Source organism: Streptomyces sp. NPDC047117 (assembly GCF_040643545.1).
Taxonomy (GTDB): Bacteria; Actinomycetota; Actinomycetes; order Streptomycetales; family Streptomycetaceae; genus Streptomyces.
In genome coordinates, this window is record NZ_JBEYUN010000006.1 from 101,018 (window position 1) to 127,842 (window position 26,825).

A 26,825-nucleotide genomic window follows, 5' to 3' on the forward strand; every position below is an offset into this window, starting at 1 on the left:
TTTGGGGATGCCGCAGCTCCCCGCCCCCGATTACCCGGCCGATGTACGGGCCCGGCTCGAAGCGGAGGCGAAGGAGGTGATCGCCCGCTACCCCGGCTCGCGCTCGGCCCTGCTGCCGCTGCTGCACCTCGTCCAGTCCGAGGAAGGCCACGTCACGCGGACGGGCATCCGCTTCTGTGCCGAGCTGCTGGACCTCACCACCGCCGAGGTCACGGCCGTCTCGACCTTCTACACGATGTACCGCCGCAAGCCGAGCGGCGACTACCAGGTCGGGGTCTGCACCAACACGCTCTGCGCCGTCATGGGCGGCGACGCCATCTTCGACGAGCTGAAGGCGCACCTGGGCGTCGGCAACAACGAGACCACCGCCGACGGCAAGGTCACCCTCGAACACATCGAGTGCAACGCCGCCTGCGACTACGCGCCCGTCGTGATGGTCAACTGGGAGTTCTTCGACAACCAGACGCCGGAGAGCGCGAAGCAGCTGGTCGACGACCTGCGGGACGGACGGCCCGTCGCCCCGACCCGCGGCGCGCCCCTGTGCACGTACAAGGACACGGCGCGCATCCTCGCCGGCTTCCCCGACCGGCGGGAGGGCGCGGTCGAGGCGACCGGCGGCGCCGGGCACGCCTCGCTCGTCGGGCTCCGGCTGGCCAGGGGCGAGGAACTGCCGAGCGGCACGGACCACGTCGTCGCACCCCGCGACGGCGACCGCCCGACGGACGAGGCGCCTTCCGGGCGCGCTCCCGGCGAAGCCCCGGCGACCCACCCGAGCTCGCACGACGCACCGCAGCACACTTCGGCCTCCGACCCCCAGCACCCCGCTGGCCCGGCTGCTGAGGAGGGGGAGTGATGACCGTGTCCACGGAATACGGGGGCGCCTCCCGGCCGGAGGCCGGGGGAGAGACCAGCCCCGAGAAGCTGCTCGCACCCGTCCTGTCGGCCTTCTGGGACCAGCCCAACTCCTGGACCCTGGAGACCTACCGCCGGCACGAGGGCTACGAGGGCGCGCGCAAGGCGCTCGCGATGGCCCCGGACGACGTCATCGCGTACGTGAAGGACGCGGGGCTGCGCGGCCGCGGCGGCGCGGGCTTCCCCACCGGCATGAAGTGGCAGTTCATCCCGCAGGGCGACGGCAAGCCGCACTATCTTGTTGTCAACGCCGACGAGTCGGAGCCCGGGACCTGCAAGGACATCCCGCTCCTCTTCGCGAACCCGCATTCCCTCATCGAGGGGATCATCATTGCCTGTCACGCGATCCGGTCGCATCACGCGTTCATCTACCTGCGCGGGGAGACCGTCCCTGTCCTGCGGCGGCTGCACGAGGCCGTACGGGAGGCCTACGCGGCGGGCTACCTCGGCAAGGACGCCCTCGGCGCCGGTCTGGACCTCGAACTCACCGTGCACGCGGGCGCGGGCGCGTACATCTGCGGCGAGGAGACCGCGCTGCTGGACTCCCTGGAGGGCCGTCGCGGACAGCCCCGGCTGCGTCCCCCCTTCCCCGCCGTGGCCGGCCTCTACGCCTGCCCCACTGTCGTGAACAACGTCGAGTCCATCGCGTCGGTTCCCGCCATCATGAACCGGGGCAAGGAGTGGTTCCGCTCCATGGGCAGCGAGAAGTCCCCGGGCTTCACGCTCTACTCGCTGAGCGGCCACGTCGCCAACCCCGGTCAGTACGAAGCCCCGTTGGGGATCACGCTGCGCCAGCTCCTCGACATGAGCGGCGGCATGCGCCCCGGCCACCGGCTGAAGTTCTGGACACCGGGAGGTTCGTCCACGCCGATGTTCACCGACGAGCACCTGGACGTCGCGCTGGACTACGAAGGCGTCGGCGCGGCCGGCTCGATGCTCGGCACCAAGGCCCTGCAGTGCTTCGACGAGACGACGTGTGTCGTACGGGCCGTGACGCGGTGGACCGAGTTTTATGCGCATGAATCGTGCGGTAAGTGCACGCCGTGCCGCGAGGGCACGTACTGGCTCGTCCAGCTGCTCCGTGACATCGAGGCCGGCAAGGGCCGCATGGAGGACCTCGACAAGCTCAACGACATCGCCGACAACATCAACGGCAAGTCCTTCTGCGCCCTCGGCGACGGCGCCGCCTCGCCGATCTTCTCCTCGCTCAAGTACTTCCGCGCGGAGTACGAGCAGCACGTCACGGGCAAGGGCTGCCCCTTCGACCCGGCCAAGTCGACCGCTTGGGCCGACAAGCACCTGGAGGTGAACGGATGACAGTGACCACCACTGGGTCCAATAGCGGCTCCGCCGCGGGTCCCTCCGGGGGCGGCGAGGCGGCGGTCCCGCCCGAAGACCTCGTCTCGCTGACCATCGACGGCATCGAGATCAGCGTGCCCAAGGGCACCCTGGTCATCCGGGCCGCCGAAATGCTCGGCATCGAGATCCCGCGCTTCTGCGACCACCCGCTGCTGGACCCGGCGGGCGCCTGCCGCCAGTGCATCGTGGAGGTCGAGGGCCAGCGCAAGCCCATGGCGTCCTGCACGATCACCTGCACCGACGGCATGGTCGTGAAGTCCCAGCTCACCTCGCCGGTCGCCGACAAGGCCCAGCGCGGCGTGATGGAGCTGCTGCTCATCAACCACCCGCTGGACTGCCCGGTCTGCGACAAGGGCGGCGAGTGCCCGCTGCAGAACCAGGCCATGTCCGCCGGACAGGCCGACTCGCGTTTCGAGGGCAAGAAGCGCACCTACGAGAAGCCGGTGCCGATCTCCCAGCAGGTGCTGCTGGACCGCGAGCGCTGCGTCCTGTGCGCCCGCTGCACCCGTTTCTCCAACCAGGTCGCCGGCGACCCGATGATCGAGCTGATCGAGCGCGGCGCGCTCCAGCAGGTCGGCACGGGGGAGGGCGACCCGTTCGAGTCGTACTTCTCCGGCAACACCATCCAGATCTGCCCGGTCGGCGCGCTGACCTCGGCGGCGTACCGCTTCCGTTCCCGCCCCTTCGACCTGGTCTCCTCGCCGTCCGTGTGCGAGCACTGCGCGGGCGGCTGCGCGACGCGTACGGACCACCGGCGCGGCAAGGTCATGCGGCGGCTCGCGGCCGACGACCCCGAGGTCAACGAGGAGTGGATGTGCGACAAGGGGCGGTTCGCCTTCCGGTACGGGCAGCTGCCCGACCGGCTGGAGACGCCGCTCGTCCGGGACGCCGACTCGGGTGAACTGACCCCGGCGAGCTGGCCCGAGGCGCTGGAGGCCGCGGCGCGCGGGCTCGCCGCCGCACGCGGCCGGGCCGGGGTGCTGACCGGCGGCCGGCTCACCGTCGAGGACTCCTACGCGTACGCCAAGTTCGCCCGGACCGTCCTGGACACCGACGACATCGACTTCCGGGCCCGGGTGCACAGCTCCGAGGAGGCCGGCTTCCTCGCCGCACACGTGGCGGGCCACGGCCGCGACCTCGATGGGCAGGGAATCACCTACCGCTCCCTGGAGGCGGCGCCGGCCGTCCTGCTGGCCGGCATCGAGGCCGAGGAGGAGGCGCCCGGCGTCTTCCTGAGGCTGCGCAAGGCGCACCGCAAGAACGGCCAGCGGACCTTCGGGCTCGCTTCGTACGCCACCCGCGGCCTCATCAAGGCGGGCGGCACGCTGCTGCCGGCCGCCCCCGGCACGGAGACGGAGTGGCTGGACGCGCTGGCGGGCGGGGTCGGACTCGAAGGCGAGGGGCAGGCGGCTGCCGCGGCGCTGCGGGCCGAGGGCGCGGTGATCGTCGTCGGTGAGCGGCTGGCCGCCGTACCGGGGGCGCTCACCGCCGCCGTACGCGCCGCCTCGGCCACCGGCGCGCGGCTCGTGTGGATCCCGCGCCGGGCCGGCGAGCGGGGCGCCGTCGAGGCGGGCGCGCTGCCCGGGCTGCTGCCCGGCGGCCGGCCCGGCACGGACCCGCGCGCCCGCGACGAGGTCGCCCGCGCCTGGGGCGTCGCCGCGCTGCCGCACCGGCTCGGCCGGGACACCGGGCAGATCCTGGAGGCCGCGGCCACCGGAGAGCTGAACGCCCTGGTGGTGGCCGGCGTCGGGGTCGAGGACCTGCCCGACCCGCGGCGCGCCGTCGAGGCGCTGGAGGCGGTCGGCTTCCTGGTCAGCCTGGAGCAGCGGCCCGGTGAGGTCACCCGCCGGGCCGATGTGGTGCTGCCGGTCGCGGCCGTGGTGGAGAAGGCGGGCACGTTCCTCAACTGGGAGGGGCGGGCACGGCCCTTCGAGGCCGCGCTCAAGCCGGACCAGATGACGCGCCGCCACCTGCTCCCCGATGCGCGGGTGCTGCACATGCTCGCGGACGCGATGTCCGCCGTGGACGAGGCGGTGCCGGGCCTGGCGCTGCCGGACGTACGTGCCGTACGCGCGGAGCTGGACCGGCTCGGCGGCTGGGACGGGCCGCGCGCCACCGCCGACGCGCTCGCCGGTACCGAGACGCGGGCGCTGCCCCGGCCCGGCGCGGGCGAGGCGGTGCTCGCCGGTCACCGGCTGCTGCTGGACCTCGGGCGGCTGCAGGAGGGCGACGCGGCGCTGGCCGGCACCCGGCACGCCGCGGTGGCCCGGATGTCCGCCGCCACCGCCGCCGAGGCGGGCCTCAAGGACGGCGCGGAGGTCCTGGTCACGGGGCCGCACGGCGCGGTGGCGTTCCCCCTCCAGGTCAGCGAGATGCCCGACCGGGTGGTGTGGCTGCCGCTCAACTCCCAGGGGGGCGGCGTCCCGCACGACACGGGAGCGAACCCCGGTGACCTGGTGACGGTCGCCGCGATGACCGCGGGCCCGGCGGCCCCGGCGGACGGCACGGAGGTGGCGGAATGATGAACCTCGCCGCGGAACAGCTGGCGCTCGGCGCGGACCGCATCGCGCTGGCCGCCGAGGACCTGAGCGTCTTCGGGCGCGACCCGTGGTGGCTGGTGGTCATCAAGGCGGTCTTCTGCTTCGCGTTCCTGATGCTGACCGTGCTCTTCTCGATTGTCTGGGAGCGCAAGGTCGTCGCCTGGATGCAGCTGCGCATCGGGCCCAACCGGCACGGTCCCTGGGGCATGCTCCAGTCCCTCGCGGACGGCATCAAGCTGATGCTGAAAGAGGACCTGGTCGTCAAGCGGGCCGACAAGGCGGTGTACATCCTCGCCCCGATCGTCGCGGCCATCCCGGCGTTCATGGCGTTCGCGGTCATTCCGTTCGGCCCGGCCGACAACGAGATCTCGATCTTCGGTCACCGTACGCCGATGCAGCTGACCGACCTGCCGATCGGCGTCCTCTACATCCTGGCCACGGCCTCGGTCGGCATCTACGGCATCGTGCTCGCCGGCTGGTCCTCGGGCTCGACGTACCCGCTGCTCGGCGGGCTCCGCTCGTGCGCCCAGATGATCAGCTACGAGATCGCGATGGGCATGGCCTTCGCGTCGGTGTTCCTCTACTCCGGCTCGATGTCCACCTCGGCGATCGTCGACGGGCAGCACAGCACCTGGTACGTCGCGCTGCTGCCGGTCTCCTTCCTGATCTACATCGTCGCGATGGTCGGCGAGACCAACCGTGCGCCGTTCGACATGCCGGAGTCCGAGGGCGACCTGGTCGGCGGCTTCAACACGGAGTACTCCTCCATCAAGTTCGCGATGTTCATGCTCGCCGAGTACGTCAACATGGTCACCGTCTCGGCGGTCGCGATCACCCTCTTCCTCGGCGGCTGGCGCGCCCCCTGGCCGATCAGCACCTTCTGGGAGGGCGCGAACCACGGCTGGTGGCCGCTGCTCTGGTTCACCCTCAAGGTCCAGTTGCTGCTCTTCTTCTTCATCTGGCTGCGCGGCACGCTGCCACGCGTCCGCTACGACCAGTTCATGAAGCTGGGCTGGAAGGTCCTCATCCCGGTCTCCATGGTCTGGCTGATGCTGGTCGCGACCGTGCGGGCGCTGCGCAACGAGGGCTATGACTTCCAGCGGATCGTGCTGTACGTCGGCGGTGCCGCGGTCGCCCTGCTGCTGATCTCCCTCGTCGTGGACTTCTTCCGCAAGGGCGAGAAGGCCGAAGAGGCGCCGGCCGAGGAGCCGTTCGACGCGATGGCGGGCGGCTTCCCCGTACCACCGCTGCCCGGCCAGACCCTGCCGCCCGTGCCGCGCCGGCGCCCGCGCCACCAAGATCGCGAGCTGATTGTCAGTGGCGGAGTGAATACTGACAGTGACGAAAACGGGAAGGGGGACAACGGTGTCTGATTTCCAGAATCCGGTGGCCGGCTTCGGCGTGACCTTCAAGGCCATGTTCAAGAAGCGGCTCACCGAGCAGTACCCGGAGGAGAAGAAGCCGACCGCGCCTCGTTTCCACGGCCGGCACCAGCTCAACCGCCATCCGGACGGCCTGGAGAAGTGCGTGGGCTGCGAGCTGTGCGCCTGGGCATGTCCGGCCGACGCGATCTATGTGGAGGGCGCGGACAACACCGACGAGGAGCGGTACTCGCCCGGTGAGCGGTACGGCCGCGTCTACCAGATCAACTATCTCCGCTGCATCCTCTGCGGCCTGTGCGTCGAGGCGTGCCCCACCCGGGCGCTCACGATGACGAACGAGTACGAGCTCGCCGACCGCAGCCGCGAGTCCCTGATCTACACCAAGGAAGAGCTGCTCGCGGGCCTCGACGAGAACATGGTCGACTCCCCGCACGCGATCTTCCCCGGGATGACGGAGAAGGACTACTACAACGGCCTGGTGACCGAGGCAGCGCCGGGCACGGAGCGGCAGGTCGCGGTCAGCAAGGGCGAGTGCCCGGCGGGACTCCCCGAGACCCCCGCGCCCACCGCCGAACGCCCGGCGGGGACGGGGGTGGAGGCATGAGCCCCTCGGTCCTGGCCGCGGCCTCCGCCACCTCCACCGGCGAGGCGGTGCAGTTCTGGATCCTCGGCACGGTGGCCGTGATCGGCGCGCTGGCCACGGTCCTGATGAAGCGGGCGGTGCACAGCGCACTCTCGCTCGCCGGCACCATGATCATCCTGGCGGTCTTCTACCTCGCCAACGGCGCGTACTTCCTCGGCATCGTCCAGGTCGTCGTCTACACCGGCGCGATCATGATGCTCTTCCTCTTCGTCGTCATGCTGGTCGGCGTGACCGCGGCGGACTCCCTCAAGGAGACGCTCAAGGGCCAGCGCTGGCTGGCGGCCGGCGCCGGGCTCGGCTTCGGCATCCTGCTGATCGCCGGCCTCGGCAACGCCTCGGTGAAGCACTTCAACGGCCTGGCCGAGGCCAACGCCGGCGGCAACGTCCAGGGCCTGGCCGCCCTGATCTTCACCAAGTACGTGTTCGCCTTCGAGATCACCGGTGCGCTGCTGATCACCGCCGCGGTCGGCGCGATGGTGCTCACCCACAAGGAGCGCACCGAGCGGGCCAAGACCCAGCGCGAGCAGGCCGAGCGCCGCGTACGCGAAGGCACTCAAGTCACGCCGCTGCCGGCCCCGGGTGTGTACGCCCGGCACAACGCGGTCGACGTGCCCGGTCTGCTGCCCGACGGCACCCCCTCCGAGCTCACCGTCAATCCGACCCTGCGCAAGCGGGGCCAGATCCGGGACGTGTCGGGGGAGTCGCTGGCCGAACTGGCGGCGCTGGAGCAGCGCTCGGCGGAGTGGTTGGAGCGCGGCGAGACCGACCGGCGCGGCGAGCAGGCGCGGGAGCGCGGCGAGGAGGCCACGCGATGAATCCGATCAACTACCTCTACCTGGCTGCGCTGCTCTTCACCATCGGTGCGGCTGGGGTGCTGATCAGGCGGAACGCCATCGTGCTCTTCATGTGCGTGGAGCTGATGCTGAACGCCTGCAACCTCGCCTTCGTGGCCTTCTCGCGGCTGCACGGAAATCTGGACGGCCAGATCATCGCGTTCTTCACGATGGTCGTCGCGGCGGCCGAGGTCGTGGTCGGCTTGGCGATCATCGTCACGATCTTCCGCACCCGCCATACGGCCTCGGTCGACGACGCCAGCCTGATGAAGCTGTAAGGGGTCGCACTCGTGGAATCTCTGATCGCGCTGCTCGTCGGGGCACCACTGGTCGGTGCGGCCGTGCTGCTCTGCGGCGGCAAACGCCTGGACCGTGCGGGCCACTGGCTCGGCACCCTGCTCGCGGTGGTGTCGTTCGTCATCGGCCTGGTGCTGTTCACCGACATGCTGGGCAGGGGCGCCGAGGACCGTGCGCTGCACCAGCACCTCTTCAGCTGGATCCCGGTGGGCGGCTTCCAGGCCGACATCGCCTTCCAGCTCGACCAGTTGTCGATGACGTTCGTCCTGCTGATCACCGGTGTCGGATCGCTGATCCACATCTACTCGATCGGCTACATGGAGCACGACGAGCGGCGCCGCCGCTTCTTCGGCTATCTGAACCTCTTCCTCGCGGCGATGCTGCTGCTCGTCCTCGCCGACAACTACCTCCTGCTGTACGTCGGCTGGGAGGGCGTGGGCCTCGTCTCGTACCTGCTCATCGGGTTCTGGCAGCACAAGCCGAGCGCGGCGACGGCGGCCAAGAAGGCCTTCCTGGTCAACCGGGTCGGCGACATGGGCCTGTCCATCGCCATCATGCTGATGTTCACCACTTTCGGGACGTTCGCGTTCGGCCCCGTGCTGGGCGCGGCGAGCGAGACCAGCGAAGGCGTGCTCACCGCCATCGGGCTGATGCTGCTGCTGGCCGCCTGCGGCAAGTCGGCCCAGGTGCCGCTCCAGTCCTGGCTGGGTGACGCGATGGAGGGCCCGACCCCGGTCTCGGCCCTGATCCACGCCGCCACGATGGTCACCGCGGGGGTCTACCTGATCACCCGCTCCGGGGCGGTCTTCGACGCGGCGCCGGACGCGCAGACCGCCGTGGTCGCGGTCGGCGCGGTGACGCTCCTCTTCGGTGCGATCGTCGGTTGCGCGAAGGACGACATCAAGAAGGCGCTCGCGGGCTCGACCATGTCGCAGATCGGGTACATGATCCTCGCGGCCGGGCTCGGTCCGATCGGGTACGCCTTCGCGATCATGCACCTGGTCACCCACGGCTTCTTCAAGGCGGGCCTCTTCCTCGGCGCCGGTTCCGTGATGCACGGGATGAACGACGAGGTGGACATGCGCCGCTACGGCGGCCTGCGGAAACACATGCCGGTCACCTTCGTCACCTTCGGCCTCGGGTACCTGGCGATCATCGGCTTCCCGGGCCTGTCCGGCTTCTTCTCCAAGGACAAGATCATCGAAGCGGCGTTCGCCAGCGGCGGCACCCAGGGCTGGATCCTGGGCGCGGCCACCCTGCTGGGCGCCGGGATCACCGCGTTCTACATGACGCGCGTGATGCTGATGACGTTCTTCGGCGAGGAGCGCTGGCGCAAGGCGCCCACCCCCTCGCCCGAGGAGCCGAGCGCGGAGCCCGCCGCCGCGACCGAGGGCGAGTACACCCCGCCGCATCCGCACGAGTCGCCGAAGTCCATGACGACCCCCATGATCGTGTTGGCCTTCGGATCGGTCTTCGCGGGCGGTCTGTTCAGCATCAACGAGGCGTTCGTGCACTGGCTGGAGCCGGTCACCTCCTTCGAGCACGGCCACCCCCCGATCGGGGCGGCGGCCGTGACCGGGTCGACGATCGTGGTGCTGCTGATCGGCGTCGGCCTCGCCTGGCTGCAGTACGGCCGCAAGCCCGTTCCGGCCGTGGCGCCGCGCGGCTCGTTCCTCACCCGCGCCGCCCGGCGCGACCTGCTCCAGGACGACTTCAACCACGTCGTCCTGGTCCGCGGCGGCGAGGAGCTGACCCGGGCGCTGGTCCGGATCGACGACACCGTCGTCGACGGCGCGGTCAACGGCACCGCGGTGTCGGTAGGCGGCCTCTCCGGCCGGCTGCGCCGCCTGCAGACCGGTTACGTCCGCTCCTACGCCCTCCAGATGCTGGGCGGTGCCGCGGTGCTGGTCTTCGCGACCCTGTTGATGAGGGGTGTCTGAGTCATGTCGTTTCCCCTGCTGACGGCCGCCGCGGCGGTGCCGGCGATCGGCGCCGTCGCCACGGCCGCGGTGCCCGCCGCGAAGCGCACCGCCGCCAAGTGGCTGGCGCTGCTCTTCTCGCTGGCCACGCTGGCGCTGGCGCTGGTGATCGCGGTCCGCTTCGACCCCGGCGCCAAGGGCCCGTTCCAGCTCACCGAGTCCCACGCCTGGATCGCCGACTTCGGCGTCCGGTACGAACTGGGCGTGGACGGCATCGCGGTGGCGCTGATCGCGCTGACCGCCCTGCTGATCCCGTTCGTGATCCTCGCGGGCTGGCACGACGCCGACGCCCTGGAGGCGGACAATTCAAATCGGCGCTGGCGGCCCACCCAGGGCTTCTTCGCGCTGATCCTCGCCGTCGAGGCGATGGTGGTGATCTCCTTCGAGGCCACCGACGTGTTCGTCTTCTACATCTTCTTCGAAGCCATGCTCATCCCGATGTACTTCCTCATCGGCGGCTTCGGGGACCGGGCCGACGGCCGGGGCGCGACGGAGAGCGCGAGCCGCCGCTCGTCCGCCGCGGTGAAGTTCCTGCTGTACAACCTCGCCGGCGGTCTGATCATGCTGGCCGCGGTGATCGGCCTGTACGCCGTCACCGCCGACCAGCTGGGCACCGGCACCTTCTCGCTCCAGCAGATCGTCCAGGCCCGCGCGGCCGGCGACCTGACCATGGGCGCGGGCACGGAGCGGCTGCTCTTCCTCGGCTTCTTCTTCGCCTTCGCGGTGAAGGCGCCGCTGTGGCCGCTGCACACCTGGCTGCCGGGCGCCATGGGCGAGTCCACCGCGCCGGTCGCCGTGCTGATCACCGCGGTGGTCGACAAGGTCGGCACCTTCGCGATGCTCCGCTTCTGCCTCCAGCTCTTCCCCGAGGCCAGCAAGTGGGCCACGCCGGTGGTCCTGGTGCTGGCGCTGATCAGCATCCTGTACGGCGCGCTGCTCGCGGTCGCCCAGAAGGACATCAAGCGCCTGGTCGCGTACGCGTCCATCTCGCACTTCGGCTTCATCATCCTCGGCGTCTTCGCGATGACCAGCCAGGGCCAGAGCGGCGCGACGCTCTACATGGTCAACCACGGCATCTCCACCGCCGCGCTGATGCTGGTGGCCGGCTTCCTGATCACCCGCCGCGGCTCCCGCCTCATCGCGGACTACGGCGGCGTGCAGAAGGTGGCGCCGGTGCTGGCCGGCACCTTCCTGATCGGCGGTCTCGCCACTCTCTCGCTGCCCGGCCTCGCGCCGTTCGTCAGTGAGTTCCTGGTCCTGGTCGGCACGTTCAGCCGGTACCCGGTCATCGGCATCATCGCCACGGTGGGCATCGTGCTGGCCGCGCTGTACGTCCTCGTGCTGTACCAGCGCACGATGACCGGGCCGGTCAAGGCGGAGGTCCGGGCCATGCCCGACCTCAAGGCCCGCGAGCTGGTGGTGGTGGCGCCGCTGATCGCGCTGCTGCTCTTCCTCGGCGTCTACCCGAAGCCGCTGACCAATCTGGTGAACCCCGCGGTGGACCACACCCTGTCCGTCGTGGACCAGCAGGACCCCAAGCCCGACGTCCGGGTCAACGCCGTGCCGAACGAGCCCGGCACCGATCGAGATGCGGAGGCCGCGAAGTGACATCCGTGGCAGCGGTCCACAGTCTGTGGACGATGGCGGACGGGGCGGCCGGCTCCCCCTTCGCCCCCGACGGCCCGGGCCGGATCCCCGCGCCGCACATCGAGTACGCCCAGCTGGCGCCCACCCTCATCGTGCTCGGCGCGGCGGTGCTCGCCGTGCTGGTCGAGGCGTTCTGGCCGCGCCGCGGCCGGTACTACGCGCAGGTGCTGCTCTCCGTCGTCGCGCTGGCCGCCGCGTTCGCCGCGGTGATCGGCCTCGCGGCGGGCGGCTTCGGCACGACGAAAGCGCACATCGCCGCGATGGGCGCGCTCGCGGTGGACGGCCCGGCGCTCTTCCTCCAGGGCACGATCCTGCTGGTCTCGCTGATCGCCGTCTTCACCTTCGCCGAGCGCCGGCTGGACCCTGCGGCGCACGGCCGCCCGGTGGACTCCTTCGCACCCCAGGGCGCCGCGGTGCCCGGCGGCGAGGCCGAGAAGGCGGCGGTCAAGGCCGGGTTCACCACCACCGAGGTCTTCCCGCTGGCCCTCTTCGCGATCGGCGGCATGCTGGTCTTCCCGGCGGCCAACGACCTGCTGACGCTCTTCGTCGCGCTGGAGGTCTTCTCCCTCCCGCTCTACATCCTCTGCGCGCTCGCCCGCCGCCAGCGGCTCCTCTCGCAGGAGTCGGCGGTGAAGTACTTCCTGCTCGGCGCCTTCTCCTCGGCGTTCCTGCTGTTCGGCGTCGCGCTGCTGTACGGCTACGCCGGCACGGTCACGTACGCGGGCATCGCCGATGTGGTGAGCGACGGCGCCAAGCAGATCGACCCGGCGCTCGCCGACACCATGGGCAATGACGCGCTGCTGCTGATCGGCGGCGCGCTGGTGGTCATGGGCCTGCTGTTCAAGGTCGGTGCGGTCCCGTTCCACATGTGGACGCCGGACGTGTACCAGGGCGCGCCCACCCCCGTGACCGGCTTCATGGCGGCCGCGACCAAGGTCGCCGCGTTCGGCGCGCTGCTGCGCCTGCTGTACGTCGCGCTGCCGGGCCTGCGCTGGGACTGGCGTCCTGTCATGTGGGGCGTGGCGATCCTGACGATGCTGGCCGGCGCGGTCATCGCGGTCACCCAGACCGATGTGAAGCGGCTGCTGGCGTACTCCTCCATCGCGCACGCCGGGTTCATCCTGGCCGGCGTGATCGCCACCAGCGAGGACGGCATCTCCTCGGTGCTCTTCTACCTCCTCGCGTACTCCTTCGTGACGCTCGGCGCGTTCGCGGTGGTCACGCTGGTGCGGGACGCGGGCGGCGAGGCGACCCAGCTGGCGAAGTGGGCGGGGCTGGGGCGGCGTTCGCCGCTGGTGGCCGCGGTCTTCGCGGTGTTCCTGCTGGCCTTCGCCGGTATCCCGCTGACCTCCGGGTTCGCGGGCAAGTTCGCGGTGTTCAAGGCGGCGGCGGAGGGCGGCGCCGGCTGGCTGGTCGTGATCGGTGTGCTCTCGTCCGCGATCGCCGCGTTCTTCTACATCCGGGTGATCGTCCTGATGTTCTTCAACGAGCCGAAGGCCGACGGTCCGACGGTGGCGGTGCCCAGCCCGCTGACCATGACGGCCATCGCGGCCGGCGTGGTGGTGACCCTCGTCCTGGGGCTCGCGCCGCAGTACTTCCTCGACCTGGCGGGGCAGGCGGGCGTGTTCGTCCGCTGACCCCGGGGCCAGGTGCCCGTACGTACGCCGCTGCCCGGCACTCCGCGAGGAGGCCGGGCAGCGGCGTACGTATGCGGGACGGCCGAGTACGTCAGGCTTCCTGCTGGAAGCCGTCGAGTGACGAGGGATCGATGGACGGGAGGTCCGTCGTGCCCTCGGTGCGGGAGAAGACGTCCTCCTTGCCGGAGGCCCAGGTAATGGTGAGCTTCTTGCCCCGGAGGCTCTTCACCGTGCCCGCGGCGTGCTCGCTGTCGTCGTCGGTGCACTTGAAGGCGAGCTTGATCGGCGTGCCGTCGACGACCTTGCCGCCGCAGGACTTCTTGCCGATGAGCACGGCCCTGTCCTTCGAGACGGAGAGGATCAGCAGGCCCTTGTCGGCGTGGAGCGCGTCGGTGGTCCAGCCGCCCTCCAGGGCGGCCAGGGTGACCTTGCCGCCCCCGCCGCCCTCTTCGCCGGGCGTCGGGCCGGCCGACGAGGCGGACGGCGACGGCGAACCCTTCTCGCCACCGCCGGTGTCGCTGCCGCCGCCGCAGCCGGCGAGCAGGAGCGTGGCCGCGGCTGCCGCGGCGGCGAACGCAATGCCCTTGCGCACGATGTTCTCCTCGGGGAAGACGGTCAGTTGGCGGCGGTCGGCAGGTCGGGCTTCGGGATCTCCACCTTGCCCTTGGCCTTCTGGTATTCCTCGTTGAGGCCGTACTTCCAGTCGACGGAGAGCGTGTTGCCGATCCGCCGCACCTCGCCCATCGAGCGGGTGTCGTCGCCGTTGTTGCACTTCAGCGCCAGCATGGTGGTGCCCATGTCCTTGACCTTGCCCTGGCAGACGGTCTTGCCCGCGGCCAGGGTCGCGGACTCGCCGATGATGGCGAGGGTGACGGGCCCGTGCGCGCCCTCGGTCTGCCAGGCGCCGTCGATGCCGCCGGCGGCCTTGTCCCCGCCGCCCGTCGACGCCGACTCCGACGGGCTCGGCCTGCTCTCGTTGCCGCCCCCGCTGCTGCCGCAGCCACTGAGCAACAGCGCGGCGATGGCGGCCGCCCCGGCGATCTGCGCTGGCTTGCGCACGTACGTCTCCTCCGTTGTGGGACAGGTTTCGAGAGGCTAGCAGTCACGCGCATGACAACCGTCCCGATGACCCCGGAGGACACCTTCCGTCCGTCGGGTCGCACGCGCCCGTTTCGTACCGGCCTTCCGAGACGTACATAAAGTGTTGGCAATGTCCTGAAATGGATTGGCGAACGCCCCAGGAGGGTCCTAGCGTCCTTTCGGGGCGCGGCCGGGGTGGGGCTGTGGCCGTAGGGGGGACACGTGGCTCATGCCAGCACACGGTTCACGGTCGACCGGACCGTGCCCGGGCTGATTGTGAAAATTGGTGACTATCCGCTGCACCACGGCGGGGTGGGGGCGATCCGCAGCCTGGGACGGCTGGGCGTGCCCATGTACGCGATCACGGAGGACAGATACACGCCCGCCGCGGCGTCGCGGTACCTCCACGGGCGGTTCGTCTGGCCGACCACCGGACGTGAGGACCCGGAGCGGCTGGTCGACGGCCTGCTGCGGATCGGCCGCCGGATCGGCCGGCCGACGGTCCTCGTACCGACCGACGAGGAGGCCGCGGTACTGATCGCCGAGCACGCCGACGTGCTGGGCGACCGCTTCCTCTTCCCGCGCACGCCGCCCGGGCTCTCCCGCAGAGTGGCCAGCAAGCAGGGCCTGCACGAACTGTGCACCGAACACGGCATCCCGTCCCCCCGGGCGGCCTTCCCGCAGACGCAGGCGGACATCGAGGACTTCGCCGAGCACGCCTGCTTCCCGGTCGTCGCCAAGAACCGCGAGGCGTTCCAGCGCCGCAGCCGGCCCGCGGTGAACGGCACGACACGCATCGCGGACGCGGCGCACCTCCGGCATCTCGCCAAGGGCTGGGGCCCGCGCCCCGGCGTGATCCTCCAGGAGTACCTCCCGCGCGAGGAGGCCGAGGACTGGGTCGTGCACGCGTACTTCGACGCGGACAGCGCGGCGTCGGCGATGTTCACCGGGGTGAAGGTCCGTTCCTGGCCGCCGCACGCCGGCATGACCGCCTGCGCGTACGTCGTGCACAACCCCGAACTGGCCGACATGACCGCGCAGTTCATCAAGCGCATCGGCTTCAGCGGCATCATCGACCTGGACTGGCGCTACGACCGGCGGGACCGCCGCTACAAGCTGCTGGACTTCAACCCGCGGATGGGCGCGCAGTTCCGGCTCTTCGAGAACGAGGCCGGGGTGGACGTGGTCCGCGCCCAGCACCTGGACCTGACCGGGCGCGCGGTCCCGGAGGCCGAACAGCGCGACGGGCACCGCTTCGTCGTGGAGAACATCGACCTGCCCGCCTGGCTGGCCTACCGCCGCAGCGGCTACACCACGCCGCACGTCCCGGCCCGGCCGGCGAGCACGGAGCTGGCCTGGCTGGCCGCCGACGACATGAAGCCGTTCTTCACCATGCTCGCGCGGTTCGTCCGCCCGGGGGCCAAGCACCTCTGGCAGCTGTGGCGCGGCCGGGCGGGCCGGCACCACGACCGCTGACGCCCGCACGGTGCCCCGTACCGCTCCGCGCCATCCGCCGTTTTGACCCCGCGCACGGCTCCGGGCAGCGCGGCCCAGGGCCGTGTCCGGCACGCAGTACGCAGCACGACGATCAGCAGCACCCTGGGGAGGGAAACCCGAGTGAACACTCCGGTAGCAGTCATCGGCGCAGGCCCCTTCGGCCTGTCCACCGCCGCTCATCTCCGCGCGCGCGGCATACCCGTCCGCACCTTCGGCCGCCCGATGGTGAGCTGGAGCGACCACATGCCGGCCGGCATGCTCCTCAAGTCCACGCCGGCGGCGTCGAGCATCGACACCCCGCAGCCCGGCCACACCCTCGTCGACTACTGCGCGGCCGCGGGGGAGCGGCGGTACGAGTCGGACTGGGACATCATCCCGGTGGAGACCTTCGTCCGGTACGGGCAGTGGTTCCAGCAGCGGCTGGTGCCGGACCTGGAAGAGGTCCGGGTGGTCTCCGTCGACCGGCAGCACGACGGCTTCGAGCTGAAGCTGGACAGCGGCGAGCAGTTCCGCGCCCGCGCCGTGGTCGTGGCCACCGGGCTCACCGGCTTCGCGCACGTGCCCGCCGAACTGGCCGATGCCGCACCGGACGGGCCGTCCCCCACCGGGCCCGTCTCGCACAGCTCCCAGCACGCCGACCTGTCCGGGTTCGCCGGCCGGGAGGTCGTGGTCGTGGGGGCCGGGCAGTCGGCGCTGGAGAGCGCGGTGCTGCTCGCGGACGCCGGGGCTTCGGTACGGGTGGTGGCCCGGGGCCGGCAGGCGGTCGGCTTCGGCGCGCCGCCGGACCGGCAGCCCAAGCTGCGCCCCGAGACGCCGTTCGGCAACGCCTGGTCGCTGTACGCCTTCTCGTACCACGCGGGCGGCTTCCGCTACCTGCCCGCGCCGTCGCGGCAGTTCCTGGTCAAGCGGGTGCTGGGGCCGCTGGGCGCGTGGTGGCTGCGGGACCGGTTCGTGGGCCGCGTGCAGGTGACGGCGGGGCGCCGGATCGCCCGGGCCAGGGTCGAGGGCGGCCGCACGGTGCTGTCGTTGCGGGGCGACGACGGGTACGACGGCGAGCTGTCCGCCGACCATGTGCTGGCGGCCACCGGCTACCGGGTGGACCTGGGCGCGCTGGACTTCCTCGGCCAGGGGCTGCGGACCGAGCTGGCGGTGGGCGCGGGCGGGCCGCGGCTGGGCGCCGGGTTCGAGTCGTCGGTACCGGGGCTGTACTTCACGGGGCTGCCGGCGGCGGCCAGCTACGGCCCGGTGATGCGGTTCGTGTGCGGCACGGAGTTCGCCTCGCCGCGGTTGGCCAGGGCCATCGCTCAGACGCGCGGCTGACGCGAGAGCCGGGCCCCGTACGGCATCGACTGCCGTACGGGGCCCGCCCGTTCTCCGGTGCTCAGACCGCCGTGCGCGGGATGCGGCGCTCCCAGCTGCGGCGGAAGATCTCCTCCTCGCCGTCCCGGCACACGACCTCGTTCACCGTCACGAAGTCGCCGCCGTCCGTGGTGATCTCCGAGCGGGTCTCGATGCGGGCGTCCCAGCCCAGGTCGGGCCGGTGCAGCCGGATCGACCAGTCCGAGCGGGTCGCCGCGCTCTCCGGGTCGGCGCTGTCGATGCGGTACGTCTCCAGCGCGTCCTCGGTGAACTCCAGCCCGTCCGGATAGATCCGGGTGCCGCCGTACCGGGGGTCGACCTCCAGCGTCCAGGTGCCGGCCGCGACGTCCCGGATCACCTTGCGCTCGGGGCGCTGGTCACCGCCGCCGGGGAAGACCACGCCCAGCGGCTCGGACTGCTCCGGCTCCGCGAAGGTGATCTCCGGCTCGTCGGCCCGGGGCGTACGGACCGGCAGCTCGACGGAGCTGGCTGCCGGGTCGACCGTCCAGCCGGCCTCGCTGCCCGCGTGCGGCCAGACCCACGGCCAGTACGCGGAGGAGAGCGCGACGCGGATGCGGTGCCCGGCGGGGAAGGCGTGCCCGATGCCGTTCAGCTCGAACGTCACGTCCTCGGTCGTGCCCGGCATCCACTCGACGGCCCGGTCCCGGCCGTGCCGGGTGAGCAGGTTGAGCACCCCGCGGGTGACCAGCGTCGAGGAGCCGTCGGGCGCCACGTCGCAGATGCGGGCGATGACCTGGCCGCGCGGCACCTCGGACGTCAGGCGCAGGGTGACCCGGGGGCGGCCCAGGATCTCCACCCGCTCGGTCAGCTCCGGCAGGTCGAAGCAGACCGAGCGGCCGTCCTCCTCGCGCTGGTCCGGCGGCAGGTCCGCGTCGTTGCCGAACGGGAAGTAGCGGCCCGCGTCGACGCCGGTGTGCTGGGGCGAGCGGACGAGCAGCGGCCGGTCGCCGGGCAGCGTGTGCGCGGTCGGAGTGACGTGCGGGGAGGGCCAGGCGGGGTCGGCGACCCAGCGGCCCGGCAGCTCGTCGTAGACGGTGGCCGGGGGGTGCGACTCGCTGATCCAGGAACGCAGCAGCGGGTCGTCCTCGACACCGGTGTCCTCGCCCTTGAGCCAGTGGTCCCACCAGCGCAGGGTCTCCTGGAGGAAGCCGATCGCGGGGCCCGGCGGCAGGCCGCGGTCCGGGTACTGGTGCGACCAGGGCCCGATGAGGCCGCGTACGGGCGCGTCGAGGTGTTCGATCAGCCGCAGCACGGTGTCGCGGTACGGGTCGTGCCAGCCGCCGACGGCGAGCACCGCCGCCTTGATCGCGGAGTAGTCCTCGCAGGCGCTGCCGTGCTGCCAGTAGGCGTCCCGGGACTGGTGGCCGAGCCAGGTGTGGAGGAACGGGTCGACCGCTTCGAGGCGGTCGGTCCACTGCCTGCGCCAGCCGTCGCCGACCTGCGCGGGGTCCGGCGGCCGGGAGACGAAGGCGAGCATCGTGGCCGCCCAGGCGTGCATGTCGACGGCGAGCAGCGAGCCGCCGATGTAGTGCACGTCGTTGTCGAAGCGGTCGTCCGCCGAGCAGACCGTGACGATCGCCTTCAGCGCCTCGGGTGCGCGGGCCGCGAGCTGGAGGCTGTTGAAGCCGCCCCAGGAGATCCCGAACATGCCGACCTTGCCGGAGCACCAGGGCTGCGCGGCCAGCCACTCGATGACGGCGATGCCGTCGGACAGCTCGGTCTCGGAGTACTCGTCGGTCGGCAGCCCCTCGGAGTTGCCGTGCCCGCGGACGTCCACGCGGACCGAGGCGTAGCCGTGGCCCGCGTAGTAGGGGTGGCGCTGCGCGTCGCGCGGCGCGGTCCAGTCGCTGAGCCGGTAGGGCAGGTATTCGAGGAGGGCCGGCACGGGCTCCGTGCCGTACGGGCGCCAGACACGGGCGTAGAGCTGGGTGCCGTCCGGGAGGGGGATACGGACGTCCTCCTGGAACGTCCGGTGCGGGAAGTCGGTCCGGATGTGCATGGGGGCAGGTCCAATGAGCGTTAGTGGACGGGGTGCATGGTGCGGCGCAGCCACGGCCCTGCGGCGATCACCGCGAGGCCCACGACGACCGCGAAGGCGCCGTTGAGGCCGAAGTACAGCTCGTCGGAGATCTCACCGAAGAACTTCACGGCCTGTGCCTGGATGCCGTTGGCCAGGGCGAGCGAGAGGAACCACAGGGCCATCGTCTGGCTGGCGAAGGCGGCGGGCGCGAGCTTGGTCGTCGCGGACATGCCGGTGGTCTCCAGCAGGATGTCGCCGAGGCCGAGCAGCACGAAGGAGATCAGGATCCACCAGGCGGCCATCTTCCAGTCGCCGGTGCGCCCGTGCGTGGCGGGGACCATGACGAGGAAGGACAGCCCGCCCAGGATCACGCCGTACGCGATCTTGTGCGAGGCGTGCGGCTGGCGCCTGCCGAGCTTGACCCAGACGGCCGCGACGACCGGCGCGAGCAGCACCTCGGCGCCGCCGAGCACCGAGTTGTACCAGGTGGAGGGGAACTCCCAGCCGAGGATCTCGGTGTCGGCATGGTTCGCGGCCAGCAGCGTCATCGTCGAGTACGACTGGAAGAGGACGAAGTTGAAGACCACGGAGGCGGCGAAGAGCACCAGGTAGGGGCGGAGCCGGCCGCGCTCCTCGGTGCTGACCCGGGGGCTGCGGAACATCACCACGAAGTAGGCGACGGGCGCGAGCACCGAGATCACCGTCAGGACGTCCACGGTGCGGTCCATGGTGAGCCAGCCGGCCAGGGCCAGGCCCGTGGCGACGGCGGCGACCAGCACGCAGCCGCCGGCGATCAGCCAGGTCGCGCGGCGCATCGCCGACTGCGGGAGGGCGAACTCCGCGCTGTGCTTGCGGCCCGCGAGCCCCTTGCGGCCCGCGATGTACTGGACCAGGCCCAGCGTCATGCCGACTGCGGCGGCCGAGAAGCCCCAGTGCCAGCCCTGCTTCTGACCCAGCCAGCCGATGATCAGCGGGGCGAGGAAGGCACCGATGTTGATGCCCATGTAGTACAGCGCGAAGCCGGCGTCCCGGCGCTCGTCCTCGGTGGCGTAGAGCTTGCCGACCATGGTCGAGACGTTCGGCTTCAGCAGGCCCGTACCGGCGATGATCAGTCCCAGACCCACCCAGGTCATGGCGGCCGTGGGCACCGCCATGGAGTAGTGGCCGCAGGCGATGAGGGCGCCGCCCCACAGGACCGCGCGGTAGGAGCCGAGCATCCGGTCCGCGAGCCAGCCGCCGGCGACCGAGACGAGGTAGACCAGGGTGCCGTAGGCGGCGGTGACCGAGGCGGCGGTGTTCTCGGCCATGCCCAGTCCGCCGTGCGCGACCGTGTCGGCGAAGTACAGGACCAGGATGGCCTGCATGCCGAGGAAGGAGAACCGCTCCCAGACCTCCAGGCCCGAAAGGGTCAGCAGGCCTCGTGGGTGGCCGAGGAAGGAACGGTCGTCGCGAGGGTGCGGTGGTCCGGACACGGGTGTGGCTCCTGGGGCTGGCGGGCGATTAACTTGCTTCTGCTCTCCGTTCCTCCGCGGACAAAACCCACAACCTTGGGTGATCAAGAACATACCGGGCCCGGGGCCGCGCGGCCCGTCGGCCGCGGGGACCATGGAGACGGGCGGGCGCTCACGGTGATCGAACTGGGACCGGATACGCTGGCCAATGGTGGAGACAGCGACAGATCGACAATCAGTTTGATCGTCAGCAGACAGGAGTAACCCTCGTGACCGTCGTCGGGCCCTTCGGGCTGAGCGTGCGGGACCAGGCTCTTGAGGCCGATGTCCAGGCCGGGTTGGCGGCTGTCGAGGAGGGCCTGCTGGAGGCCACCAAGAGCGACGTGCCGTTCATCACCGATGCCGCGCAGCATCTCGTCCGCGCAGGTGGCAAGCGCTTCCGGCCGCTGCTGGGAATGCTCGCCGCGCAGTTCGGCGACCCGCACGCCCCGGGCGTGGTGCCCTCGGCCGTGGTCGTGGAGCTGACGCACCTCGCGACGCTGTACCACGACGACGTCATGGACGAGGCCGCCGTGCGCCGCGGTGTGCCCAGCGCCAACGCCCGCTGGGACAACTCCGTCGCGGTCCTCACCGGCGACTTCCTCTTCGCGCGCGCCTCGCACATGCTGGCGGACCTGGGCCCGGAGGCGGTCCGCATCCAGGCCGAGGCGTTCGAACGGCTGGTGACCGGCCAGATCCTGGAGACCGCGGGACCGCGCGACGGCCGCGACCCGGTCGACCACTACCTCGACGTCCTCGCCGGCAAGACCGGTTCGCTGATCGCCGTCGCCTGCCGCTTCGGCGCGATGATGGCCGGCTCCGCGGAGTCCACGGTCAACATCCTCACGCAGTACGGCGAGCGGCTGGGCACCGCCTTCCAGCTCGCCGACGACGTGCTGGACATCGCCAGTGACTCCCACGAGTCCGGCAAGACCCCCGGCACCGACCTGCGCGAGGGCATCCCGACGCTGCCGGTCCTGCACCTCCGGGCGCTCGCCGCCTCGGACCGGGCGACCGACGCCGACCGCGCGCTGGCCGCCCTGCTGGAGGAGGACCTCACCGACGACGCCCGGCACGCCGAGGCGCTGGCCGGACTGCGCGCCCACCCCGCCCTGGAGCAGGCCCGCCGCGACACCGTCCGGTACGCGCAGGAGGCCCGCGCGACGCTGGTGCCGCTGCCGGAGTGCCCGGCCAAGACGGCGCTCCAGGAGCTGTGCGACGCGGTGGTGCACCGGGCGGGCTGAGCCCGGCGGCCGGCCTCCCCTCTTCTCAGGGGTGGTCTCATCCTTCAGCAGTACACCGTTCCAGCCCCGGGGCTGACGCTTTGTGTTGGCGGATTTGGTGGCATTGACACCACCACGCCACGGCGGAGCGGGCCACAATGAGCCCGAGGTGTGGACGAGTGCATCGGGACGGGACCGCCGCCTACGACGGAGGTAGAGCACATGCCACGGAACGAACCGACACGGATCACCGGCGAATGGGACGACGGAGGGGACCGGCCGCGGCGGAGCAAGGTCGTCCGCTACGGCGTTCCGGTCGCGGTGGCGGGGGTGGCGGCGGCGACGATCGGGCTGGTCCCGGCGTTCGCCGGATCCCCCGACCTGCCGGAGATATCCGTTCAGGACCTCATCGCCAAGGCAGCGGCGTCGGACGTGCAGCAGCTGTCCGGCACCGTACGGATCAGCACCGACCTCGGCCTGCCGGAGCTGCCCGGCGGGATGAGCGCCGGTGCGTTCGGCGGCGCGGGAGGGGACGAGGACGGCAAAGCCGCCGACCCCAGGGACAAGCTGATGGAGCTGGCCTCCGGTACGCACACGCTGCGGGTGGCCGCCGACGGCGCCGACCGGCAGCGGGTGTCGCTCCTCGACAAGGCCGCCGAGTACAGCCTGGTCCGCAACGGCGACAAGGTATGGGCGTACGACAGCGGCAGCAACACCGCCTTCCGCGCCACCGGCCCGAAGGCCGAGAAGCACGCGGCGCCGCGGTCGATGGGGGACATGACCCCGCAGAAGCTCGCCGAGCAGGCGCTCGCGGCGGCCGGTGACACCACGTCGGTCACCGTCGACGGCACCGCCAAGGTCGCCGGCCGGGACGCCTACCAGCTGCTGATCAAGCCCAAGCAGTCCGGCTCGACCGTCGGCTCGATCCGCGTCGCGGTCGACGCGCAGAACGGCGTACCGCTGCGCTTCACGCTGGCCCCGAAGAGCGGCGGCGCACCGGTCGTCGAGGCGGGCTTCACCTCCGTGGACTTCGCCAAGCCCGAGGCGGGCACGTTCGCGTTCAAGCCGCCCAAGGACGCGAAGGTCATCGACGGCGACGAGGTCCGTACGCAGCACGACCGCAAGGCCGAGGGCCGTCCGAACAAGCTTCCCGGCGGCCTGCCGCACGGTCTGGGCGAGGCGGGCGGCCGGGACTCCGGCGGCATGGACGTCATCGGCCACGGCTGGACCGCGATCGCGAAGATCGACAGCGGCGGCAAGGGCCAGGGCGAGAAGGCGGCCCCCGGGGGCAAGCCGGGCGCGGCCGGCGACGCCGCCAAGTTCCTGGACTCGATGGGCGAGAAGGTGACCGGTTCGTTCGGCTCCGGGCACGTCTTCAGCACCCGCCTGGTGAACGCCCTGATGACGGACGACGGCACGGTCTACGTCGGCGCCGTCGACCGGCAGACCCTGGTCAAGGCGGCGAACGCGGCGAAGTGACCGCGGTGGTGGCACCCGGCCGCCACCCGGTGATCCCGGCGGACGGCCGGGGGCGCGCCCGCACTTCGTGCGCGGCGGCGCCCCCGGCCCCGGATCGCAGTGGGGGAGTGCATGGCGCCACCGTCGTCGGACGGGGACCGTGGAGCGGCACCGGAGGCCGGCCCGGATCGGGAGGCCTGCTCGGAACGGGAGGCCTGCTCGGAACCGGAGGGCGGCGGGGCCGGTCCGCCCGTCATCGAGACGCGCGGGCTGACCAAGACGTACGGGAGCGGGCGGCCGGCCGTCGAGGGACTCGATCTGTCCGTACCGCCCGGCAGCATCTTCGGCTTCCTCGGCCCCAACGGCTCCGGCAAGACCACCACCATCCGCATGCTGATGGGGCTCGTCCGGCCGACGGCGGGCAGCGCCCGGCTGCTCGGCGAGCCGATGCCGGCGGCCGCGCGGCGGGTGCTGCCCAGGGTCGGCGCGCTCATCGAGGGCCCGGCCCTCTACGGCTTCCTCACCGGCCGGGCCAATCTGCTGCGGTACGACGCCGCCGACCCGACGGCCGACCCCCGCACCCGTTCGGCGCGGGTGGCCGCGGCCCTGGAGCGGGTCGGTCTGGCCGCCGCGGCCGGCAAGCGGGCCCGCGCGTACTCGCTCGGCATGAAGCAGCGGCTCGGGCTCGCCGCCGCCCTGCTCCAGCCCCGCGAGCTGCTGATCCTGGACGAGCCGACCAACGGCCTGGACCCGCAGGGCATGCGCGAGATCCGCGGCCTGGTGCGCGAACTGGCCGCCGACGGCACGACCGTCTTCCTCTCCTCCCACCTCCTGGACGAGATCGAGCAGGTCTGCACGCACGCCGCGGTGATGTCCCGCGGCCGGCTGATCACCCAGGGCACGGTCGCCGGACTCGCGGCCGGGGCGCGCGGCCGGCTGGCCGTCACCACCCCGGACACCGCGGACGCCGTACGGGTCCTCAAGGAGCAGGGCCTCTCCGACCTCGTGGTCACCGGGGGCCGGGTGACCGGGGAGCTGCCGCCGGGGCCCGGCGGGGAGGAGCCGGATCCGGCCGAACTGAACGCCGCGCTCGTCGCGGCCGGGGTACGCGTCCGCGGCTTCGGGACCGAACGCGCCTCACTGGAGGACGTCTTCGTGGCACTGACGGGGGAGGGCTTCGATGTCGCGGGGTGACACGGCGGTGCGGGGGAAGGGGCGTGGCCGGGCGCGTACGCCGGATCGGGCGGCGGACGGGACGGCGGGCCGGGCGGCGGTCGGGGACCGGGGCGTGCCCGGTGTGCGTGCCCCGCGCCCGCTGTGGTCGCTCGGCCTGCTGCGCAACGAGCTCGGTACGACGTTCCGGCGGCGCCGCACGCTGATGCTGCTCGCCGTACTGGCCTGCGTACCGGTCCTGGTCGGGATCGCGGTACGGGTCCAGACCGCGGACGGCGGACGGGGCGGCCCGGCCTTCATCTCGCTGGTGACCAACAACGGCCTCTTCCTGGTCTTCACCTCGCTCGCGGCCACCCTCCCGGTGTTCCTGCCGATGGCGCTGGCGGTGGTCGCCGGGGACGCGGTCGCGGGCGAGGCCGGCGCCGGGACGCTGCGGTACCTGCTGGTCGCGCCGGCCGGGCGGACCCGCCTGCTGCTCGTCAAGTACGTCACCGCGCTGGTGTTCTCGCTGGCCGCGACCCTGGTGGTGGCGGCCTCCGCGCTGGCCGTCGGCGCGCTGCTGTTCCCGCTGGGGGAGGTCACGCTGCTGTCCGGTACGGCCGTGCCGTTCGCCGAGGGCCTGCTGCGGGCGCTCGCCGTCGCGGGCACGGTCGCGCTGTCGCTGACCGGGGTGGCGGCGCTGGGCCTGTTCGTCTCCACGCTCACCGGGAGCGGGATCGCGGCGATGGCGACGACGGTGGGGCTGGTGATCACCGTGCAGATCCTGGACACCCTCCCCCAGCTGGCGCCCGTACAGCCCTACCTCTTCCCGCACTACTGGCTGAGCTTCGCCGACCTGCTGCGCGACCCGGTCTACTGGGACGACATCCGCACCAACCTGGGCCTCCAGGCGGTCTACGTACTGATCTTCGGCTCGGCGGCGTGGGCCCGCTTCACCGCGCGGGACGTGACGGCCTGAGGGGGAGTCGGCGAGGGGCGTGGCCCCTGGCCCTGGCGCCTGGCCCCTGGCCGGTTACGGCTTGGCGGGGGACGGGGACGGGGACGGTTCGGTGGCGGCCGCCTCCGCCACGGCCTCCGGTCCGGCGCCCTCCGCCACCGCTTCGGCGGCCGAGGCGCGGGCGGTGGCCAGCGCGGCCCGGGACGAGCGGGCCGTGCGCAGCGCGTCCCAGGTCAGGACGGCCAGGGCCAGCCACACCAGGGCGAAGCCCGCCCAGCGCTCGGGCGGCATGGTCTCGTGGAAGACGGTGAGGCCCAGCACGAACTGGAAGGTCGGCGCGAGGTACTGGAGCATGCCGAGCACCGACAGCGGCAGCCGGACCGCGGCCATGCCGAAGGCGATCAGCGGCAGCGCGGTGGCGAGGCCGCTGCCCGCGAGCAGCAAGGCCTGGCCGATGCCGCCGCTGACGAGGCCGGACTCGCCGCGCACGCCGAGCAGCACGAGGCAGGCCAGCGCGGGCAGGAACTGGATCGCCGTCTCCGTGCTGAACCCCTCGATCCCGCCGAGCTTGATCCCCTTCTTCACCAGGCTGTACGTGGCGAAGGAGAACGCGAGCGCGAGCGCGATCCACGGCACCCGGCCGTACGCGATGGCCATGATCAAAACCGCCAGTGTGCCGACGCCCACCGCGGTCCACTGCAGCGGGCGCAGCCGCTCCCGCAGGAAGAGCACGCCGAAGGCGATGCTGACCAGCGGGTTGATGAAGTAGCCGAGGGACGCCTCCAGCACGTGGCCGGTGTTGACCGCCCAGATGTAGAGGTACCAGTTGACCGAGATGACGGCGGCCGCGATCACGATCAGGCCGAGCCGCTTCGGTTGCCGCAGCAGCGGGCGTATCCACGACCAGCGGCGCAGCGCGGCCAGCATGACGAGGACCACCGGCAGCGACCAGGCCATGCGGCTGGCCAGGATCTCCGTGGCGGAGGCGGCGGACAGCAGGTGCCAGTAGAGGGGGAGGAAGCCCCACAGGCCGTACGCGACGAAGCCGTAGGCCAGGCCGGTGCGCTGGTCGGACTGAGCGGACAAGGGTTCCTCCTGGACGGGACGGACGCGGTACGGCGCGGCTCTCCGAAAGGTAGCGCCGCTCGCCCCGCCTGTCATGCCCGTATCTCAAATACGGTCGTTACAGATCCGGATCCGGGCAGGGACGGACGGCGAGGGGCGGGACGGCGAGGGGCGGACGGCCAGGGTGGGCGCGGGGACACGTACGGTTGGGCCTCGGCCACACGCGGCCGCCCCCCGGCACGCGGCCGCCCCCTCCGGCCACACGCGGCGGCC

General features: G+C 71.8%; 21 protein-coding genes. 16 read left to right on the forward strand and 5 right to left on the reverse strand.

Annotated features, from left to right (window positions below):
• Positions 1–7 precede the first annotated feature (7 nt).
• The 10 genes from nuoE to nuoN are packed head-to-tail and all read left to right on the forward strand — an operon-like array spanning position 8 to position 13,229.
• Positions 8–853, forward strand: coding sequence for an NADH-quinone oxidoreductase subunit NuoE (nuoE, locus tag ABZ840_RS13340; RefSeq protein WP_361558796.1), 846 nt, complete (start codon positions 8–10; stop codon positions 851–853).
• Positions 853–2,229: an NADH-quinone oxidoreductase subunit NuoF gene (nuoF, locus tag ABZ840_RS13345; protein ID WP_361558049.1), complete on the forward strand. Its 1,377-nt coding sequence runs from the start codon at positions 853–855 to the stop codon at positions 2,227–2,229. Before nuoE ends, nuoF begins: the two co-directional genes overlap by 1 nt.
• Positions 2,226–4,793, forward strand: a complete 2,568-nt coding sequence (locus ABZ840_RS13350; RefSeq protein ID WP_361558053.1) for an NADH-quinone oxidoreductase subunit G — start codon at positions 2,226–2,228, stop codon at positions 4,791–4,793. The genes nuoF and ABZ840_RS13350 overlap by 4 nt, the downstream gene beginning before the upstream one ends.
• Positions 4,793–6,184 carry an NADH-quinone oxidoreductase subunit NuoH gene (gene nuoH / locus ABZ840_RS13355; RefSeq protein WP_361558799.1) on the forward strand — a complete coding sequence of 464 codons (1,392 nt, stop codon included), beginning with the start codon at positions 4,793–4,795 and terminating at the stop codon, positions 6,182–6,184. Before ABZ840_RS13350 ends, nuoH begins: the two co-directional genes overlap by 1 nt.
• The gene (nuoI, locus tag ABZ840_RS13360) at positions 6,177–6,797 is read left to right on the forward strand and encodes an NADH-quinone oxidoreductase subunit NuoI (protein WP_361558056.1); all 621 of its coding nucleotides are present in this window, start codon (positions 6,177–6,179) and stop codon (positions 6,795–6,797) included. The genes nuoH and nuoI overlap by 8 nt, the downstream gene beginning before the upstream one ends.
• A complete protein-coding gene (locus tag ABZ840_RS13365; RefSeq protein ID WP_361558059.1) occupies positions 6,794–7,651 on the forward strand; it encodes an NADH-quinone oxidoreductase subunit J in 858 nt (285 codons plus the stop codon). The genes nuoI and ABZ840_RS13365 overlap by 4 nt, the downstream gene beginning before the upstream one ends.
• Positions 7,648–7,947: an NADH-quinone oxidoreductase subunit NuoK gene (gene nuoK / locus ABZ840_RS13370; RefSeq protein WP_030262617.1), complete on the forward strand. Its 300-nt coding sequence runs from the start codon at positions 7,648–7,650 to the stop codon at positions 7,945–7,947. The genes ABZ840_RS13365 and nuoK overlap by 4 nt, the downstream gene beginning before the upstream one ends.
• Positions 7,948–7,959: 12 nt before the next feature.
• Positions 7,960–9,906, forward strand: a complete 1,947-nt coding sequence (gene nuoL, locus ABZ840_RS13375; protein WP_361558062.1) for an NADH-quinone oxidoreductase subunit L — start codon at positions 7,960–7,962, stop codon at positions 9,904–9,906.
• Positions 9,907–9,909: 3 nt separating this feature from the next.
• Positions 9,910–11,553, forward strand: a complete 1,644-nt coding sequence (locus ABZ840_RS13380) for an NADH-quinone oxidoreductase subunit M (RefSeq protein WP_361558065.1) — start codon at positions 9,910–9,912, stop codon at positions 11,551–11,553.
• Between the two features lie 32 nt (positions 11,554–11,585).
• On the forward strand, positions 11,586–13,229 hold the full coding sequence (gene nuoN / locus ABZ840_RS13385) for an NADH-quinone oxidoreductase subunit NuoN (protein WP_361558802.1): 1,644 nt from the start codon (positions 11,586–11,588) through the stop codon (positions 13,227–13,229).
• A 91-nt stretch (positions 13,230–13,320) separates the two neighbouring features.
• Here the strand turns inward: nuoN and ABZ840_RS13390 are convergent, their stop codons facing one another.
• A complete protein-coding gene (locus ABZ840_RS13390; protein WP_361558068.1) occupies positions 13,321–13,821 on the reverse strand; it encodes a hypothetical protein in 501 nt (166 codons plus the stop codon).
• Positions 13,822–13,844: 23 nt separating this feature from the next.
• A complete protein-coding gene (locus ABZ840_RS13395) occupies positions 13,845–14,288 on the reverse strand; it encodes a hypothetical protein (RefSeq protein ID WP_361558071.1) in 444 nt (147 codons plus the stop codon).
• 243 nt (positions 14,289–14,531) lie between these two features.
• On the opposite strand from ABZ840_RS13395, the gene ABZ840_RS13400 reads away from it, so the two are divergent.
• Positions 14,532–15,785: an ATP-grasp domain-containing protein gene (locus ABZ840_RS13400; RefSeq protein WP_361558074.1), complete on the forward strand. Its 1,254-nt coding sequence runs from the start codon at positions 14,532–14,534 to the stop codon at positions 15,783–15,785.
• Positions 15,786–15,926: 141 nt separating this feature from the next.
• The gene (locus ABZ840_RS13405) at positions 15,927–17,126 is read left to right on the forward strand and encodes an NAD(P)-binding domain-containing protein (RefSeq protein ID WP_361558077.1); all 1,200 of its coding nucleotides are present in this window, start codon (positions 15,927–15,929) and stop codon (positions 17,124–17,126) included.
• A 61-nt stretch (positions 17,127–17,187) separates the two neighbouring features.
• Here ABZ840_RS13405 and ABZ840_RS13410 read toward each other — a convergent pair whose 3' ends face one another.
• On the reverse strand, positions 17,188–19,185 hold the full coding sequence (locus ABZ840_RS13410; RefSeq protein WP_361558080.1) for a CocE/NonD family hydrolase: 1,998 nt from the start codon (positions 19,183–19,185) through the stop codon (positions 17,188–17,190).
• A 20-nt stretch (positions 19,186–19,205) separates the two neighbouring features.
• Positions 19,206–20,678 (reverse strand): peptide MFS transporter, encoded by a 1,473-nt coding sequence (locus ABZ840_RS13415; protein WP_361558083.1) that lies wholly within the window; start codon positions 20,676–20,678, stop codon positions 19,206–19,208.
• A gap of 248 nt (positions 20,679–20,926) precedes the next feature.
• Between ABZ840_RS13415 and ABZ840_RS13420 the strand changes: the two genes are divergently transcribed.
• The 4 genes from ABZ840_RS13420 (at position 20,927) to ABZ840_RS13435 (ending at position 25,508) form a co-directional block, all read left to right on the forward strand.
• Complete coding sequence (locus ABZ840_RS13420) at positions 20,927–21,940, forward strand: polyprenyl synthetase family protein (protein ID WP_361558086.1); 1,014 nt, start codon at positions 20,927–20,929, stop codon at positions 21,938–21,940.
• A 201-nt stretch (positions 21,941–22,141) separates the two neighbouring features.
• Positions 22,142–23,398 carry a sigma-E factor regulatory protein RseB domain-containing protein gene (locus ABZ840_RS13425; RefSeq protein ID WP_361558089.1) on the forward strand — a complete coding sequence of 419 codons (1,257 nt, stop codon included), beginning with the start codon at positions 22,142–22,144 and terminating at the stop codon, positions 23,396–23,398.
• 111 nt (positions 23,399–23,509) lie between these two features.
• Positions 23,510–24,571: an ABC transporter ATP-binding protein gene (locus ABZ840_RS13430; protein ID WP_361558092.1), complete on the forward strand. Its 1,062-nt coding sequence runs from the start codon at positions 23,510–23,512 to the stop codon at positions 24,569–24,571.
• Entirely contained in the window at positions 24,558–25,508 is a 951-nt protein-coding gene (locus tag ABZ840_RS13435) for an ABC transporter permease (protein WP_361558095.1), read from the forward strand. Before ABZ840_RS13430 ends, ABZ840_RS13435 begins: the two co-directional genes overlap by 14 nt.
• A gap of 54 nt (positions 25,509–25,562) precedes the next feature.
• Here the strand turns inward: ABZ840_RS13435 and rarD are convergent, their stop codons facing one another.
• The gene (gene rarD, locus ABZ840_RS13440; RefSeq protein ID WP_361558098.1) at positions 25,563–26,573 is read right to left on the reverse strand and encodes an EamA family transporter RarD; all 1,011 of its coding nucleotides are present in this window, start codon (positions 26,571–26,573) and stop codon (positions 25,563–25,565) included.
• Positions 26,574–26,825: the final 252 nt, after the last annotated feature.